The sequence below is a fragment of the Agrobacterium sp. SORGH_AS_0745 genome (genome assembly GCF_030818995.1).
GTDB lineage: Bacteria > Pseudomonadota > Alphaproteobacteria > Rhizobiales > Rhizobiaceae > Agrobacterium > Agrobacterium tumefaciens.
Map to the genome: position 1 here is coordinate 1,104,863 of NZ_JAUTBI010000001.1, position 13,622 is coordinate 1,118,484.

Below are 13,622 nucleotides of genomic sequence, written 5' to 3' on the forward strand. Positions count from 1 at the left end.
GAGCCAAAAATGACCGCGCATGTTCTCGTGATAGACGATGATCCCGTCCAGCGCCGCCTGCTCAAAAATGCGGTGGAACGTTATGGGCATCTGGCCTTGCTTGCAGAAAACGGCAGGGCGGGGCTGGAGCTGCTCAAGCAATATAGCGGCGAGGATCAATGTTGTCGTCCTCGACCTGATGATGCCGGAAATGGATGGCCTCGCCTTCCTGAAAGCCGTTGGCGAACTCGGCACCGACGTCCCGGTCATCGTCCAGACGGGGCAGGGCGGCATCGATACCGTCGTGCAGGCCATGCGCGCCGGCGCCTTCGATTTCGTCGTCAAGCCGGTCTCGCCGGAACGGATCGGCGCCGCCATCTCCAATGCCCTCAAGCTCGACAGGAGAGAGGCAAAGGCCCGCACGGGCAGGCGCGGACGGAGCAATGCCGTGAATTTTACTGATATCGTTTCCGCAAGCCCGGCCATGCTGAGGGTGATAGAACTGGCGCAGCGCGCCGCCCAGTCCAGCATTCCCGTGGTACTGGAAGGCGAATCCGGCGTCGGCAAGGAAATGGTCGCCCGTGCAATCCAGTCGGCTGGCGACAGGGCGAACAAACCATTCATCACCGTCAATTGCGGCGCTATCCCGCACAATCTGGTGGAGAGTATTCTTTTCGGTCACGAGAAGGGCGCTTTTACCGGAGCCACGGAAAAACACGTTGGCAAGTTCATGGAAGCCGATGGCGGAACGCTGTTCCTCGATGAAATCGGTGATCTGCCGCTCGACGTGCAGGTAAAGCTACTGCGGGCGGTTCAGCAGGGCGAAATCGAAACTGTCGGTTCCGCGCGTGTGCAGAAGGTGAATGTCCGCCTGATTTCCGCCACCAACAAGAATCTCATCGAAGAGGTGAAGGAAGGCCGCTTCCGCGAGGACCTGTATTATCGCCTCAACGTCTTTCCTATCACCATTCCGGCGTTGCGCCGGCGCAAGGAGGATATTCCCCATCTGGCACGGGTGTTCGCGGAGCGTTTTTCGGTGGAACAGAAATTGCCAAATCCCGTCGGCCTCGATGCTAGCGCGCTGGCACTGCTAACGGCCTATGACTGGCCGGGCAATATCCGCCAGCTTGAAAATGCGGTCTTCCGCGCCGTCGTGCTGTCGCAGGGCGAGGAACTGGCTGATTCCGATTTTCCGCAAATCGCGCTGCAATTGCCAGAATTCGCAGGTGGGGACGATGCGGGTGAGTCGATCCGGTCGCCGTCTGGATCGTCGCTGAAACTCGCCGCATATTCTCCGCCGCCGCCGGTCGCCGAAAGTCACGCCATTCTGGATGAGGCGTCAGATATTTCCACCACGATATACCGGGGAGGAAACCTGATCTCCAGCATGGACGACTCAGGCAATATCAGGAAGCTGGCCGAGATCGAAGAGGAGCTTATCCGTTTTGCCCTTCGTTTTTATCGCGGGCAGATGAGTCAGGTCGCAAGGAAACTTGGTATCGGCCGCTCGACGCTTTATCGCAAGCTGAAGGACTATGGCATTGATCCGGACGATCCGTTGCGGGATGCGGCCTGATTGCACAAACCGCCTGTTCGACGGCAGATAGCAAGATTCGTTAACTTCTGAGCAAGGATATCCGCTTACCGTCTATAAACCTCTTGTTAGTGGCTGATTCACTATATAGAGGAAGGTTGCATCTGTGTGGCAATTTTGCCATCGTGTCACCGTATTTGACGTTCATTTGAGGCAATGTGACAGAAATTGTCTTCCAGGCGGGGATCGAATTGCCATATCTGCATCGAAATATCGCGCTGTCGACCAAGATCGCGCGCGGCTTGATCAAGGATATATGCACGAAGCTGTCGGCACGCGCTGTCACTTTTGCCTGCTTGATGCTCGCCGCAATGCCATTCGCAGGTGTCTCGGCGACGGAAGCTTTCGCCGAAACGCGCAGTCTCAAACTGTATTATATCCATACACGCGAGAAGGCGGTCATAACCTTCAAGCGCAACGGAAAATACGACCAGAAGGGTCTGCAGGAGCTGAACCGCTTTTTGCGTGACTGGCGTCGTAACCAGCCGACGCGGATGGATCCGCGTCTTTTCGATCTTGTCTGGGAAGTCTACCGCCGCAGTGGCGCGACCGATTACATCAACGTTGTGTCGGCCTTCCGTTCGCCTGAGACTAACGGCCTCCTGCGCACGCGCACCAAGGGCGTGGCGGAAAAAAGCCAGCATATGCTCGGCAAGGCAATGGATTTCTACATTCCGGGCGTGAAGCTTTCCACACTGCGCGAAATCGGCATGCAGATGCAGATTGGCGGCGTAGGTTTCTACCCGACCTCGGGTTCTCCCTTCGTGCACATGGATGTCGGCGGCGTTCGTGCCTGGCCGCGCATGAGCCGTCAGGAACTCGTGCGTATCTTCCCCAAGGGCAATACGCTGCACGTTCCTTCCGATGGCAATCCGCTTCCCGGTTATGAACAGGCCTTGGCTGACTACAAGAAGCGCGTCAATTCCTCTTCCATTCAGGTTGCTTCCAGCGCCGGTGCCGGCCCTGCGTCCTCCGGTGGTGGCGGCAAGCGCAAGACACTGTTGCAGGCGCTCTTTGGCGGAGGCGACGAGGATGAAGATCCCGATAGCATCGCTACGCCGCAGCCCGCAGAACGTCCGGCTGTCGCTCGCCCTGCAACGCCACCGCCTGCTGCACCTGAGCCAGAACCGACGATCGCCGTTGCTTCCGCCCAACCGCTTCCCGGTGTGAGCACTGCGCCGCTGCCCATTGCACGTCCAGCTTTCGGCAACCAGCCTCCGGCCAATACGGGCCTTGCCACCGCGCTTTATTCTCCAGCCCGTAATGCGGCGCAGGATGCACTCCAGGCTGCGACAACACCGACGCCAACCTCTGCTCCGGCCGAGCGTCAGCAGTTTGCCGATCTGGCTGAGGTATCCGTGCCTGTGCCGACGCTTCTTGGGCCGCGTGGCATGCGTGGCGACGCTGAAGGATCGATCCTGACCGCATCCGCAGATGGTGCGACACCCGCAGCGACGGGCGAACTTGCGTCTATTCCGGTGCCGGCCAATCGTCCGGCTGTGGCGGAAGCCCTGCTGGCACAGGCCAATGCTGATCCGGAAGGCGACGAAGATCTCGCCGAAGAGCGGAAAGATACGCTTTCGCCGACTGTGGTTGCTGCTCTGGAACAGAGCGGTCAGGCCGCCCGTTCGCAGATCAATTCCGCTACCGTGCCGACAGCCGCGCCGTTCCCGGCTGCCGTCAACCACAAGGTTACAGTCGCGCCCGCCGAAACGGCTAAGGCTGAGCCAGAGGCAGGTTTCGGTGACGCCTTTGATCTGAAACCTTCCATCAATGGTGGGCTGACGGCCGGCTTACCGACCAAGGGCTCACGCCCGAGCAGGCAGGATGCCGCCGTTTCCCATCAGGCCATGGTCGGCGGTGGTCGTCTGACGCAGGATCTGATCTCTGACTGGGCGCTCAACCAGAACAAGGGCTCGACCGGCCGTTCGGTGAAGGCGCCGCGCGTCGTCGCCAACCGTATGCTCAGCCACGACATGTCGGCTTCCGCCACATCGGCTAGCTTCAAGCCCGGTGCAGCGGCGATCGAGTCCAGCCGTTTCAGCACGCCGGTGAAGATGCACTGAGCCCCGCTTTCTGCAATGCGGCCGAAAGGCCAACAAAAAACCCGCCGGTGACGGCGGGTTTTTTATTATGCTTGATATCGCGATATCAGACGCCGCTCTGGCCGTCCGAACCGATATAGGCGATGCGCACCATGTTGGTCGCGCCCGGGGTGCCGAGCGGCACGCCGGCGGAGATGATGATGCGGTCGCCCGGCTTGCCGAAACCTTCGGACACGACGATGCGACAAGCGCGGTTCACCATATCGTCCAGATCGCTGGCGTCACCGGTAACCACGCAATGCAGGCCCCAGACGACCGACAGGCGGCGTGCGGTCTGGATGATCGGCGAAAGCGCAATGATCGGAACCTGTGGCCGCTCGCGCGCGGCGCGCAGACCCGTTGTGCCGGACGAGGTGTAGGTGACGATCGCGGCGAGCTTCAACGTTTCGGCAATCTGGCGGGCAGCAAGCGAAATGGCGTCTGCACCCGTCGCTTCCGGCTGTGGGCGCTGCGCGTAGATGATGTTGGAATAATAGGGGTCCTGTTCCACCGTGCTGGCGATGGATGCCATGGTCGATACGGCTTCGATCGGATAATCGCCGGAAGCGGACTCGGCCGAGAGCATGATGGCGTCGGCGCCTTCGAATACGGCAGTCGCAACGTCCGAAACTTCCGCACGGGTCGGAACCGGAGCTGTGATCATCGATTCCAGCATCTGTGTGGCAACGACAACCGGCTTGCCGGCACGACGGCAGGCGCGGGTCAGCTGTTTCTGGATGCCCGGAACTGCTTCCAGCGGCATTTCCACGCCGAGATCGCCGCGTGCGACCATCAATGCGTCGGAAAGCTCGATGATTTCTTCGATGCGCTCAATAGCCTGCGGCTTCTCGATCTTGGACATCAGGCCAACGCGACCGCGCGAAATCTTGCGCACTTCGGCCAGGTCTTCCGGGCGCTGAACGAAGGAAAGGGCAACCCAGTCCACTTCGTTGGTTGCAAGAACGGCGTCGAGGTCGACGCGGTCCTTGTCGGTCAGAACGCCGACGCCGAGCAGGGTGTCGGGCAGGCTAATGCCCTTGCGGTCGGAAATCCGGGTGCCCGAAACAACAGTGGTGACGATGCTCTTGCCGTCGCTCTTCTCAGCGCGCAGATGCAGCTTGCCGTCATCGATCAGCAGGCGGTGGCCAGGCTTGACCGCTTCGAGAATTTCAGGATGCGGCAGGAAAACGCGGGTGTTGTCGCCGGGCGTATCGTTATTGTCCAGCGTAAACGTCTGGCCGGGAACGAGATCAACCTTGGTCTCGGCAAATTTACCGACGCGCAGCTTGGGACCCTGCAAGTCGGCCAGAATGCCGATGGGACGGCCGTTACGGCTTTCGACGGAGCGAATACGCTCAATCAGCGTCCGCATCACGTCGTGGCTCGCATGGCTCATGTTGATGCGGAAGAGATCGGCGCCGGCCAGATGCAGCTTTTCGATCATTGCCTCGTCGGAAGAGGCGGGGCCGAGAGTTGCAAGAATTTTGACTTTGCGGTTACGCTTCATCAGTTTTGATTTCCCTGTGTGCCTGGCGTATCGGAAAGCTGGACCATCCAGCTGCCCTGTCTGCCCGTGTCATATTCCTTGAAACCCATTCTCTGGAAGCTGCGGGCATAACAATCGTCTACGCCGGCGATTTTGAACTCGTTTTCCGCCACGCACATGTTGACGTCACCGGTCCAGCGGCCGCCGTGAGCGGCGTCCTCGGCATAAAGATAATAATAACGCGACTGCAACTCACCCTCTATCAGCGTTGCGCAGGTAGAGGAGGGGACCTGCCACCAACCTTCACTGACCCAGCCGTCCTGCGCCCGGTAGCCGATTGCGACCCCCACGAGGTTTTGCGTGCTGTTGCAGACGCGGAAATCCGCATGCGCGGCCTCCACGAAGACAAACGGGGTCAGAAACAATGCCGCTGCGGAGAAAAGACGGGCAAGATGCCGAAAGTGGCGAGGAAGAGCGAGAGATGACTGAGTCACGGCTTCCATCCGGATTCCATGGTTATAATGAACACACTTCTTGGCGTGGCCGCCAAAGAAAGTCAACGCGAGTTTAATCGATTATATTGTTCGTGGGATCGTGAGTGCGATAAGGTAGATGGCTGTTCTGTCGCCGAAACTTGCGCCCGGCCTCAAGCCATGCCATCAAGCTTTTCTCCTCAATCCTGCCCCAGAAAATTATCGATGAACGACTTCATACCCTATGAAATCATAGAAGGCGATTATGACAAAGGCATGGTTCTTCTGGCGGACCATGCCATGAACCTCCTGCCGGCACACTACGGCAAACTTGGCCTTCCGCAAACCGCTTTTCATCGTCACATCGCATTTGATATTGGCATTGAAGGGCTGACGCGCTCTCTTGCGGCCCGCCTCGGCGTGCCGGCCGTGCTTGGACGATTTTCGCGCCTCCTGATCGACCCCAATCGCGGCGAGGACGATCCGACCCTTATCATGAAGATTTCGGACGGGGCGATCATCCCCGGCAACCACCCGATTTCGGATGATGAATGGCAAAGACGGATCGAGTTTTTTCATCGTCCCTATCACAATGCCGTCGATCGCGTGCTCACCGGTGTAGCGCAGTCGTCGGGGGAAGCGCCGCTTGTTCTGTCGCTGCATTCGTACACGCCGTTCTGGAAAGAAACACCGCGTCCCTGGCATGCGGCGGTTCTGTGGGACACGGATAATCGTGCGGTCGATCCGCTTCTGGCGCATCTGCGCGCGACCGGCGACATTCTCGTTGGTGACAACGAACCCTATGACGGGGCGCTGAAGGGCGATACCATGTATCGCCATTGCATGATGAAGGGCATACCGCATGCGCTTCTTGAAGTTCGGCAGGATTTGATCGCGGATGAGGAAGGGATTGCCGAATGGTCGGACCGGCTCGCTCCCATTTTCGCCGCAATGAACGACGATCCCATTTTGCATGAATATGAGCTGTTCACCTCTCGCACCGGCCCCTACTGAGCCTGGAGCTGCCCCATGACGACACCGAATGACAAACAGCAGATTGAATTCGAGGCCGCCGCATTTCGCCGTCTCGTCGAGCATCTTCGCGAGCGTCACGATGTGCAGAACATCGACCTGATGAATCTCGCGGGCTTTTGCCGCAATTGCCTTTCCAACTGGTATGGGGATGCCGCTAACGAGGCCGGCGTTGCACTCACCAAGGAGCAATCCCGGGAAATCGTCTACGGAATGCCCTATGAGGAGTGGAAGGAAAAATATCAGGCGGAGGCGAGCGACGCCCAGAAAGCTGCCTTTGAGCAGAACAAGCCAACGGAATAACCCCCGATCGACGGAAACGACTTGACGTGAGGCCCGTCAGTGGGCAGGTCACAGGCCGGAATTTTTGCTGCCCGGCTGGCGGCGACCGGCGAAGGCTTCGCCTGGATTTAATGAACAAGGCTCACCCGAGCTGCTACCAATGAAGGATGATATGATGGACGAAACGAGCACCACCGAAACCGTCGCCGCCGCCGAACTGCGTCAATTCATCGAGCGCGTCGAGCGTCTCGAAGAGGAAAAGGCCGCCATTCAGGGAGACATCAAGGATGTCATGGGTGAGGCGAAGGGTCGTGGCTACGATACCAAGGCGATCCGCACCATCATCCGCCTGCGCAAGAAGGACGCCAACGAGCGTATCGAGGAAGAAACCATTCTTCAGACCTATATGGCTGCGCTTGGCATGGAATGATCGGTTGACGGTCCCACAATGAAAAATCGCCGCTTTTGCGGCGATTTTTGTTTGGATCGTCTGCGATATTCAGCTGCGAGTGCCAGCCAGCTTTTCAGAAAGGTCAGCGGCCTCTTTGCGGGCGTCCTTGTCCGCGGGATAGAGCGCGAGATAGCGTTCCCAGGCTTTCAGCGCCAGATCGTCACGGCCTGAGGCTTCGAGGATGTTTGCAAGGCTCGCCAATGCCGGAAAATAGCGCGGCTCCTTCTCCAGCGTCAGATTGATATCCGCCATCGCCTTTCGGGTGTCGCCATCCGCAAAATGCACCATGGCGCGGCGATAGGGCGCCTGCACGTAGTCCGGATCGAGTAAAATAGCCTGGTCGAGAAAATCGTAAGCGGCGGCGTTGCGCTTCTCGTCTGCGGCTTCGCCTGCCCATTGCATCAGGAGATTGATTGTCGCGCTGCCGGAATCGTTCCATTCGGAAGCGATCTGGTTGGCAATGCTGCGCGCCTTGACCGCATTCCGCTCTTTTTTCAGCGATGCGAAAAGACTGTCAACTGTCTTTGCAGGTGAAGGCGCAGCCTCCAGGGCTGCGGGAGGCTGACCATCTGCCGCATGACCAAGGGACGCCATTCCTGAAAGCAGGAGGCCCGAAAGCAGGAAACCCTGAGCGACGATGATAGCCGTGCAAAAACGATTTGGGCGCATGGGTTAAAGCTTAACCCGACTGCGCCCAATATCAAATGCAAAGTTCTGCACTGTCAACAAAGTGATCCGCGATGTGATCGCGAACCGCAGTGGCACTCAATCAGCCCTGACGAGCCTTGAAGCGCGGGTTCTGCTTGTTGATGATGTAGACGCGGCCCTTGCGGCGAACCAGGCGGTTATCGCGATGACGGGCCTTAAGCGCTTTAAGCGAATTCTTGATTTTCATTTTACTGGTCCGCAGTTTTGCACGGCTTTTACCGTGCTTATTCAAACAATCAAAAGCGCGCAACGGGGCGCGCTCTTTTCGGTTGGCAGGCAAATACCCGTTTGACCCCTGCCTGTCAACACTTCCAGACGTCTTTGCCTTAAAAGACTGAGGCTTTTCCTGTGTGCAAAAGCTCGGTCACATGGCCCATCTTGCGGCCAGGCCGTGCTTGTGTCTTGCCGTAAAGATGCACGAGACAGTCTTTTTTCGAAAGCCATGCTGGCACATCGTTGATGTCATCGCCGATGAGGTTCGTCATGACGCAATCCGAATGGCGGGCCGTGCTGCCGGGGACAAGACCGGAGACGGCTCGTATATGCTGTTCGAATTGCGAGACCACGCAGGCCGCTTCCGTCCAGTGGCCGGTATTGTGCACGCGCGGCGCCATTTCATTGGCAACGAGCGAACCATCGGTCAGGACGAAAAACTCGATGCCGATCACGCCGACATAGTCGAGCGCAGCCAGAAGCTTTTCCGCCGATTGCACGGCAACCGCCTTCGCCGCATCGGAGAGTGCTGCCGGCACCGTGGATGTATGCAGAATGCCGTTCAGATGAATGTTTTCGGCCGGATCGTAGCAGGTAACGGTGCCATCCCTGAAACGGGCGGCAATGATCGAGATTTCCCGCTCGAAAGCGACGAAGCTTTCGAGGATGAGCGGCACGCCACCGAGTGTTGCGAAGGCGCCTGCGATGTCCTCACCACCCTTGAAAAGCCTCTGGCCCTTGCCGTCATAGCCCATGCGGCGGGTTTTCAGCACACCCTTGCCACCAAAAGCGGCCAATGCCGCCTCCAGTTCTTCCTGATTATCCACGGCGCGGAAATCGGCGGTCGGAATGCCGCAACCGTTGAGGAAGCGTTTCTCCGTCAGCCTATCCTGCGAGGCGCTGAGAGCCTGCGGCGGGGGATAAACGGGAACAGAAGCGCTCAGCGTCTCGGCTGCGGTGACGGGTACGTTCTCGAATTCGTAGGTCACGACATCGCAAAGGCGAGCGAGTTCCGCAAGCGCCGTCTCGTCACCGTATTCCGCGACGATCTGGCTGTTGCAGACCTGCGCCGCCGGACAATCGGCTTGCGGTTCGAGAACGATGGTGCGGTGGTTGAGGCGTGCGGCGGCCATTGCCAGCATGCGGCCAAGCTGCCCGCCGCCGATGATGCCGATGGTGAGATTGTTCGTATTCATCGTCATGTTAGAGGCTGTCACTGGGCGCTGTCCATGGGATATTCGGCAACGGCCGCTGACTGGCGCGCGCGCCATGCATCGAGCCGGTCTGCCAGGTCCTCGTCGCCCAGCGCCAGAACCGCAGCTGCCAGAAGTGCGGCATTGATAGCGCCGGCCTTGCCGATGGCAAGCGTTCCGACGGGAATGCCAGCGGGCATCTGGACGATGGAATAGAGGCTGTCCTGCCCGGACATCGTCTTGGATTGTACCGGGACGCCGAAAACCGGCAGCGGGGTCATGGCGGCGGTCATGCCCGGCAGATGGGCGGCGCCGCCGGCACCCGCGATGATGACCTTGAAGCCTTCGTCTTTCGCGCCATTGGCAAAATCATAAAGGCGATCAGGCGTGCGGTGGGCGGAAATGATGCGGGCTTCGTATTCCACGTCCAGCGCATCCAGCGTATCGGCGGCATTCTTCATGGTCTCCCAGTCGGACTGGCTGCCCATGATGATGGCGACGGGGGGTGTCTCTGCTGTCACTTCGCTTCTCCGGCTTACAGCATAGGCGCAAAAATCGATTTTGATTTCTGCAAGGCACGATGCGTAAATTCAATAGATTAGAGCGTCTCTCGTGCATCCGGCAGGAAGCACGGAAGCCACTCTAGGCAATGATATCGGGAATGACCTGATCTTCGATCTGGGTCATCTTGTCCTTGACGGCCAGCTTTTTCTTTTTCATGCGTTGTATTCTCAGCGCATCGCAGTTGGTCTGGATCATCGCGTTGATCGCAGCGTCATAATCCTCATGCTCCTGGCGCAGCCGCGCCAGCGTAAGCCTGATGTCCGCCTGGTCCTGATCGGGCATCTTGTCATCCCCATTTTATGCCAGCCGGAGAGCCTCCGGCGCGTATGTCATCGGTTCTCGAGCCTCTATCATCAAATCGCGGTAACGGGAAGTTATCCCTTGCGACCAAATTGCCCACTTATTGCCTTCATTTCGCCTTCGACAAGACCAACGATCCATGTCACATTGTCGTCGCAAACCTGAAACTCCAGCGATGGAGAGCTGGAGGTAGGCTTAAAAATGGAAGGACGTGCCGCATGACCATTCAGGCTCATATTGCATCGCTCGAAAAGAAACACGGTGCTCTGGAGGAGGAGCTCGAAAGTATTCTTGCTTCCCCGTCCTCTGACGATAGAGAGATCGCCGATCTCAAACGCCGTAAACTGCGCCTGAAGGATGAACTACAGAGGCTTCGCGCCTCCACAAGGCATTGATTGATGCCATTCCCCAGCCTTCGATGAAGGACTGACGGATTCTTTTTCGGCCCTGGCGGTACGTGCGTGCTGCCAGGGCTTTTTAGTGGCCGCCTTGGGTCTAGAAAGGCAGCCCGTCCCACAGCAGTTTCAGCGCCGCGATCAGCGCCATGGTATACATCAGCGGGTAGAACACTGATGGTTTCAGATATTTCACCACCCTTGCGCCGGCAAGCGTCGCCAGCATTGCCACCGGCAACAGGCTGGCCGATGTCTTGAGGTTGGTGGCATCAAGCGCGCCGAGCGCGAAATAGGGAATGAGCTTGATTGCATTCATGATCGCGAAGAAACGCACGCTCATGCCGGTATAGGTCTTGGGATCGAGCTTCAGCGGCAGAACATAGATCTGGAAGGGTGGGCCACCCGCATGGGCCACGAAACTCGCATAACCGGACAGGCTGGACCAGAGTGTTGCAGCCACCGGACGCTGCGGTCTGGCCGGAATCTCCTGCCCTTTGCGGCTTTTGAAGCTCTCCTGGAAATAACGCAGTACGAACAGGATCGTCACCGAGGCGACGACGAGGCGCATGGCGTCTGCCGAGATGAGGCTTGAGGTCGCCCAGCCGAGAGTAATGCCGGCAATCGCGCCCGGAAGCATGATGAGGAGCGTTTGCCGGTGGTTGTGGTGCCGCCAGGCCCATAGCGCCACAAGATCCATCACGATCAGGATCGGCAAGAAGATTGCCGCCGCCTGCACGGGCGGGATGGCAAGCGCCATCAGCGGCACGCCCATCAGTGCCAGCGCACCGCCCAACCCGCCCTTGGAAAGGCCGACAAGCACGACTGCGGGGATGGCGACGAGGAAAAAATGAAAATCGGTCAGCATGGATGAAGGTTGATCCTTTCGCCGGTCCGGTCTATCGGATTTATCATATCAAAACGAGTGCAGATAACGCCGAAAGTGTCTTCTGCCTGAAATGGACGAACCGATGACCAAAGTTGATAACCGTTGCCGCCTTGTTCTGATCGTCCCGCAATTGGACGACGCGCAAAAGCAGGCGACAGAATTGCAAGAAGCACTGCGAGGCGGCGATGTGGCTTCGGTCATCATTCCGCAATATGATCTGGATGACGCCACTTTCCAGAAACGCGCCGAATTGATCGTGCCGATGGTGCAGGAGGCTGGTGCCGCTGCCCTTATCGCGGGCGACAGCCGCGTTGCGAGCCGGGTGAAGGCGGATGGCCTGCATGTGGCGGGCAATGCCGAGGCGCTTGCGGAGGCCGTGGAAAATTTCGCGCCGAAGCTGATCGTTGGCGGTGGCAATGCCGATGATCGGCATAAGGCTCTGGAGATGGGTGAGTCCAATCCGGACTACGTGTTTTTTGGAAAGCTCGAAGGCGACATCAAGCCGGAAGCGCATCCCAAAAATCTGGCACTCGGCGAATGGTGGGCATCGATGATCGAGATTCCATCCATCGTCATGGGCGGCACCGATATCTCGTCGGTGGTTGCCGTGGCCGAAGCCGGCGTGGAATTCGTGGCGATGCGCAGCGGCGTTTTTGACAATGCCTCGGGTGCTGCCCAGGCCGTTTCTGAAATCAACGCGTTGCTTGACGAAAAAGCGCCACGGTTTGACGGTTGATACAGGCGATGTTGATGCGCTCGGTTCACGTCTGCCTTTCTATTTCGCTGCTGGCGCTGTCTTTAGGCGCGCCGGCGGGCGTTGCTTTTGCCCAATCCGGACCGCAAAGCGAAAGCAACGCGCTTTCCCGCCAGTTGGAGGATGAGGCGCAGCCTTCCCGTCAGGGCAGGGTGCAGTCCGAAGAGCAGAAGGACTTGCAACCGTCGCAGGGCGTCAACGTCTATCAGCGCATGGGCGCGGACCTGCCGGCCTTGCCGCCTGAAAAGGAGTTCAAGGGCCGGGTGGATGAGGCCTATGGGCATTTCCAGCGCGGCGAATATGTCCAGGCGCTCGACAAGGCGCTCAACCGTGCGCAGAACGGCGATGCGGCCGCCCAGACGCTGGTGGCGGAAATGATGTCGCGTGGTCTCGGCATCGCCCGCGACGAAAAGACCGCGGCCTTCTGGTACCAGCAGGCGGCACAGGGTGGCGATCCCGTCGCGATGTTCAAATTCGCCCTCATTTTGATGGAGGGCAAGTTCGTTACCCGCGACAAGGCGAAGGCCGACGATTACATGCACCGTGCGGCGGAAGCCGGCAATGCTTCGGCTCAGTTCAACTGGGGGCAGATACTGGTTTCGGAAAATCCCGGCGTAAAGGGATTGCTGATGGCCATGCCGTATTATGAAAAGTCCGCCGAGCAGGGCATTGCCGACGCGCAATATGCGGTGTCGCAGATCTACCACTCGGTCAAGGATGTGCCGGCCGAAAAGAAGGCCAAGGCGCGCGATTGGCTGACGCGGGCCGCAAAGGCAGGCTACGATACCGCGCAGGTCGATCTCGGCATCTGGCTGGTCAACGGTTTTGGCGGCGAGCGAAATCTGGATGAAGGCTTCCGCTGGCTTTACGGTGCTGCGCAGCGCGGCAATGTCGTGGCGCAGAACAAGGTGGCGCATCTTTACATTCAGGCGCTCGGCACACGGCCCGATCCGGTGGAGGCGGCCAAATGGTACGTGCTTTCCCGCCGCGCCGGGCTGAAGGATCCGTCTCTCGAGGATTTTTATCTCGGGATCACCGACGAGCAGCAGAAAAAGGCTATCGAGGCGGCAAATCGTTTCCGTCCGATGTGATGCAAGGCCGGTTGTTCGGCGCCAGCGTGCATGTGCAGGCTTTTTGCCTTGAATTTCCGCGCGTTTTGTGGTCTTGAACCGCAAACTTTCAATTCAAGAAAATAATGACGTTCCTGCCCGGCTAGCTTGCGGGTGGT

At 58.7% G+C, this 13,622-nt stretch carries 16 protein-coding genes; 8 read left to right on the top strand and 8 right to left on the bottom strand.

All coding sequences use genetic code 11. The annotated features are described in order from the left end of the window. The first annotated feature begins 82 nt into the window (after positions 1-82). The gene (locus tag QE432_RS04940) at positions 83-1,555 is read left to right on the top strand and encodes a sigma-54-dependent transcriptional regulator (RefSeq protein ID WP_373465094.1); all 1,473 of its coding nucleotides are present in this window, start codon (positions 83-85) and stop codon (positions 1,553-1,555) included. A 176-nt stretch (positions 1,556-1,731) separates the two neighbouring features. After that, positions 1,732-3,639 carry a DUF882 domain-containing protein gene (locus QE432_RS04945; protein ID WP_003511441.1) on the top strand — a complete coding sequence of 636 codons (1,908 nt, stop codon included), beginning with the start codon at positions 1,732-1,734 and terminating at the stop codon, positions 3,637-3,639. Between the two features lie 85 nt (positions 3,640-3,724). Here QE432_RS04945 and pyk read toward each other — a convergent pair whose 3' ends face one another. Both pyk and QE432_RS04955 read right to left on the bottom strand, forming a co-directional pair. Next, on the bottom strand, positions 3,725-5,164 hold the full coding sequence (gene pyk, locus QE432_RS04950) for a pyruvate kinase (RefSeq protein ID WP_003511440.1): 1,440 nt from the start codon (positions 5,162-5,164) through the stop codon (positions 3,725-3,727). Continuing rightward, on the bottom strand, positions 5,164-5,568 hold the full coding sequence (locus QE432_RS04955) for a DUF1036 domain-containing protein (protein ID WP_370647635.1): 405 nt from the start codon (positions 5,566-5,568) through the stop codon (positions 5,164-5,166). The genes pyk and QE432_RS04955 overlap by 1 nt, the downstream gene beginning before the upstream one ends. 273 nt (positions 5,569-5,841) lie before the next feature. On the opposite strand from QE432_RS04955, the gene QE432_RS04960 reads away from it, so the two are divergent. From QE432_RS04960 to QE432_RS04970, 3 genes are all read left to right on the top strand, one after another. Beyond that, on the top strand, positions 5,842-6,630 hold the full coding sequence (locus QE432_RS04960) for an N-formylglutamate amidohydrolase (RefSeq protein ID WP_035199675.1): 789 nt from the start codon (positions 5,842-5,844) through the stop codon (positions 6,628-6,630). A gap of 15 nt (positions 6,631-6,645) precedes the next feature. After that, positions 6,646-6,951 (top strand): DUF1244 domain-containing protein, encoded by a 306-nt coding sequence (locus tag QE432_RS04965; RefSeq protein WP_035199673.1) that lies wholly within the window; start codon positions 6,646-6,648, stop codon positions 6,949-6,951. Positions 6,952-7,102: 151 nt separating this feature from the next. Continuing rightward, a complete protein-coding gene (locus QE432_RS04970) occupies positions 7,103-7,360 on the top strand; it encodes a DUF2312 domain-containing protein (RefSeq protein ID WP_006314683.1) in 258 nt (85 codons plus the stop codon). Positions 7,361-7,429: 69 nt separating this feature from the next. Here QE432_RS04970 and QE432_RS04975 read toward each other — a convergent pair whose 3' ends face one another. From QE432_RS04975 to QE432_RS04995, 5 genes are all read right to left on the bottom strand, one after another. Then, positions 7,430-8,050: a tetratricopeptide repeat protein gene (locus tag QE432_RS04975; RefSeq protein WP_003511434.1), complete on the bottom strand. Its 621-nt coding sequence runs from the start codon at positions 8,048-8,050 to the stop codon at positions 7,430-7,432. Between the two features lie 100 nt (positions 8,051-8,150). Further along, on the bottom strand, positions 8,151-8,276 hold the full coding sequence (gene ykgO / locus QE432_RS04980) for a type B 50S ribosomal protein L36 (RefSeq protein WP_003497670.1): 126 nt from the start codon (positions 8,274-8,276) through the stop codon (positions 8,151-8,153). Positions 8,277-8,415: 139 nt separating this feature from the next. Further along, the gene (locus tag QE432_RS04985) at positions 8,416-9,504 is read right to left on the bottom strand and encodes a 5-(carboxyamino)imidazole ribonucleotide synthase (protein ID WP_035199671.1); all 1,089 of its coding nucleotides are present in this window, start codon (positions 9,502-9,504) and stop codon (positions 8,416-8,418) included. An 11-nt stretch (positions 9,505-9,515) separates the two neighbouring features. After that, the gene (gene purE, locus QE432_RS04990; protein ID WP_034501985.1) at positions 9,516-9,983 is read right to left on the bottom strand and encodes a 5-(carboxyamino)imidazole ribonucleotide mutase; all 468 of its coding nucleotides are present in this window, start codon (positions 9,981-9,983) and stop codon (positions 9,516-9,518) included. A 154-nt stretch (positions 9,984-10,137) separates the two neighbouring features. Beyond that, a complete protein-coding gene (locus QE432_RS04995) occupies positions 10,138-10,341 on the bottom strand; it encodes a YdcH family protein (RefSeq protein ID WP_003511431.1) in 204 nt (67 codons plus the stop codon). 236 nt (positions 10,342-10,577) lie between these two features. Between QE432_RS04995 and QE432_RS05000 the strand changes: the two genes are divergently transcribed. Continuing rightward, the gene (locus QE432_RS05000) at positions 10,578-10,754 is read left to right on the top strand and encodes a YdcH family protein (protein WP_003511430.1); all 177 of its coding nucleotides are present in this window, start codon (positions 10,578-10,580) and stop codon (positions 10,752-10,754) included. Between the two features lie 100 nt (positions 10,755-10,854). Here QE432_RS05000 and QE432_RS05005 read toward each other — a convergent pair whose 3' ends face one another. Continuing rightward, complete coding sequence (locus tag QE432_RS05005) at positions 10,855-11,619, bottom strand: sulfite exporter TauE/SafE family protein (protein ID WP_003511429.1); 765 nt, start codon at positions 11,617-11,619, stop codon at positions 10,855-10,857. Positions 11,620-11,722: 103 nt separating this feature from the next. On the opposite strand from QE432_RS05005, the gene QE432_RS05010 reads away from it, so the two are divergent. Together QE432_RS05010 and QE432_RS05015 are read left to right on the top strand one after the other, a co-directional pair. After that, positions 11,723-12,376 (top strand): thiamine phosphate synthase, encoded by a 654-nt coding sequence (locus QE432_RS05010; protein WP_003511427.1) that lies wholly within the window; start codon positions 11,723-11,725, stop codon positions 12,374-12,376. Between the two features lie 8 nt (positions 12,377-12,384). After that, a complete protein-coding gene (locus QE432_RS05015) occupies positions 12,385-13,485 on the top strand; it encodes a tetratricopeptide repeat protein (protein ID WP_019564913.1) in 1,101 nt (366 codons plus the stop codon). Positions 13,486-13,622: the final 137 nt, after the last annotated feature.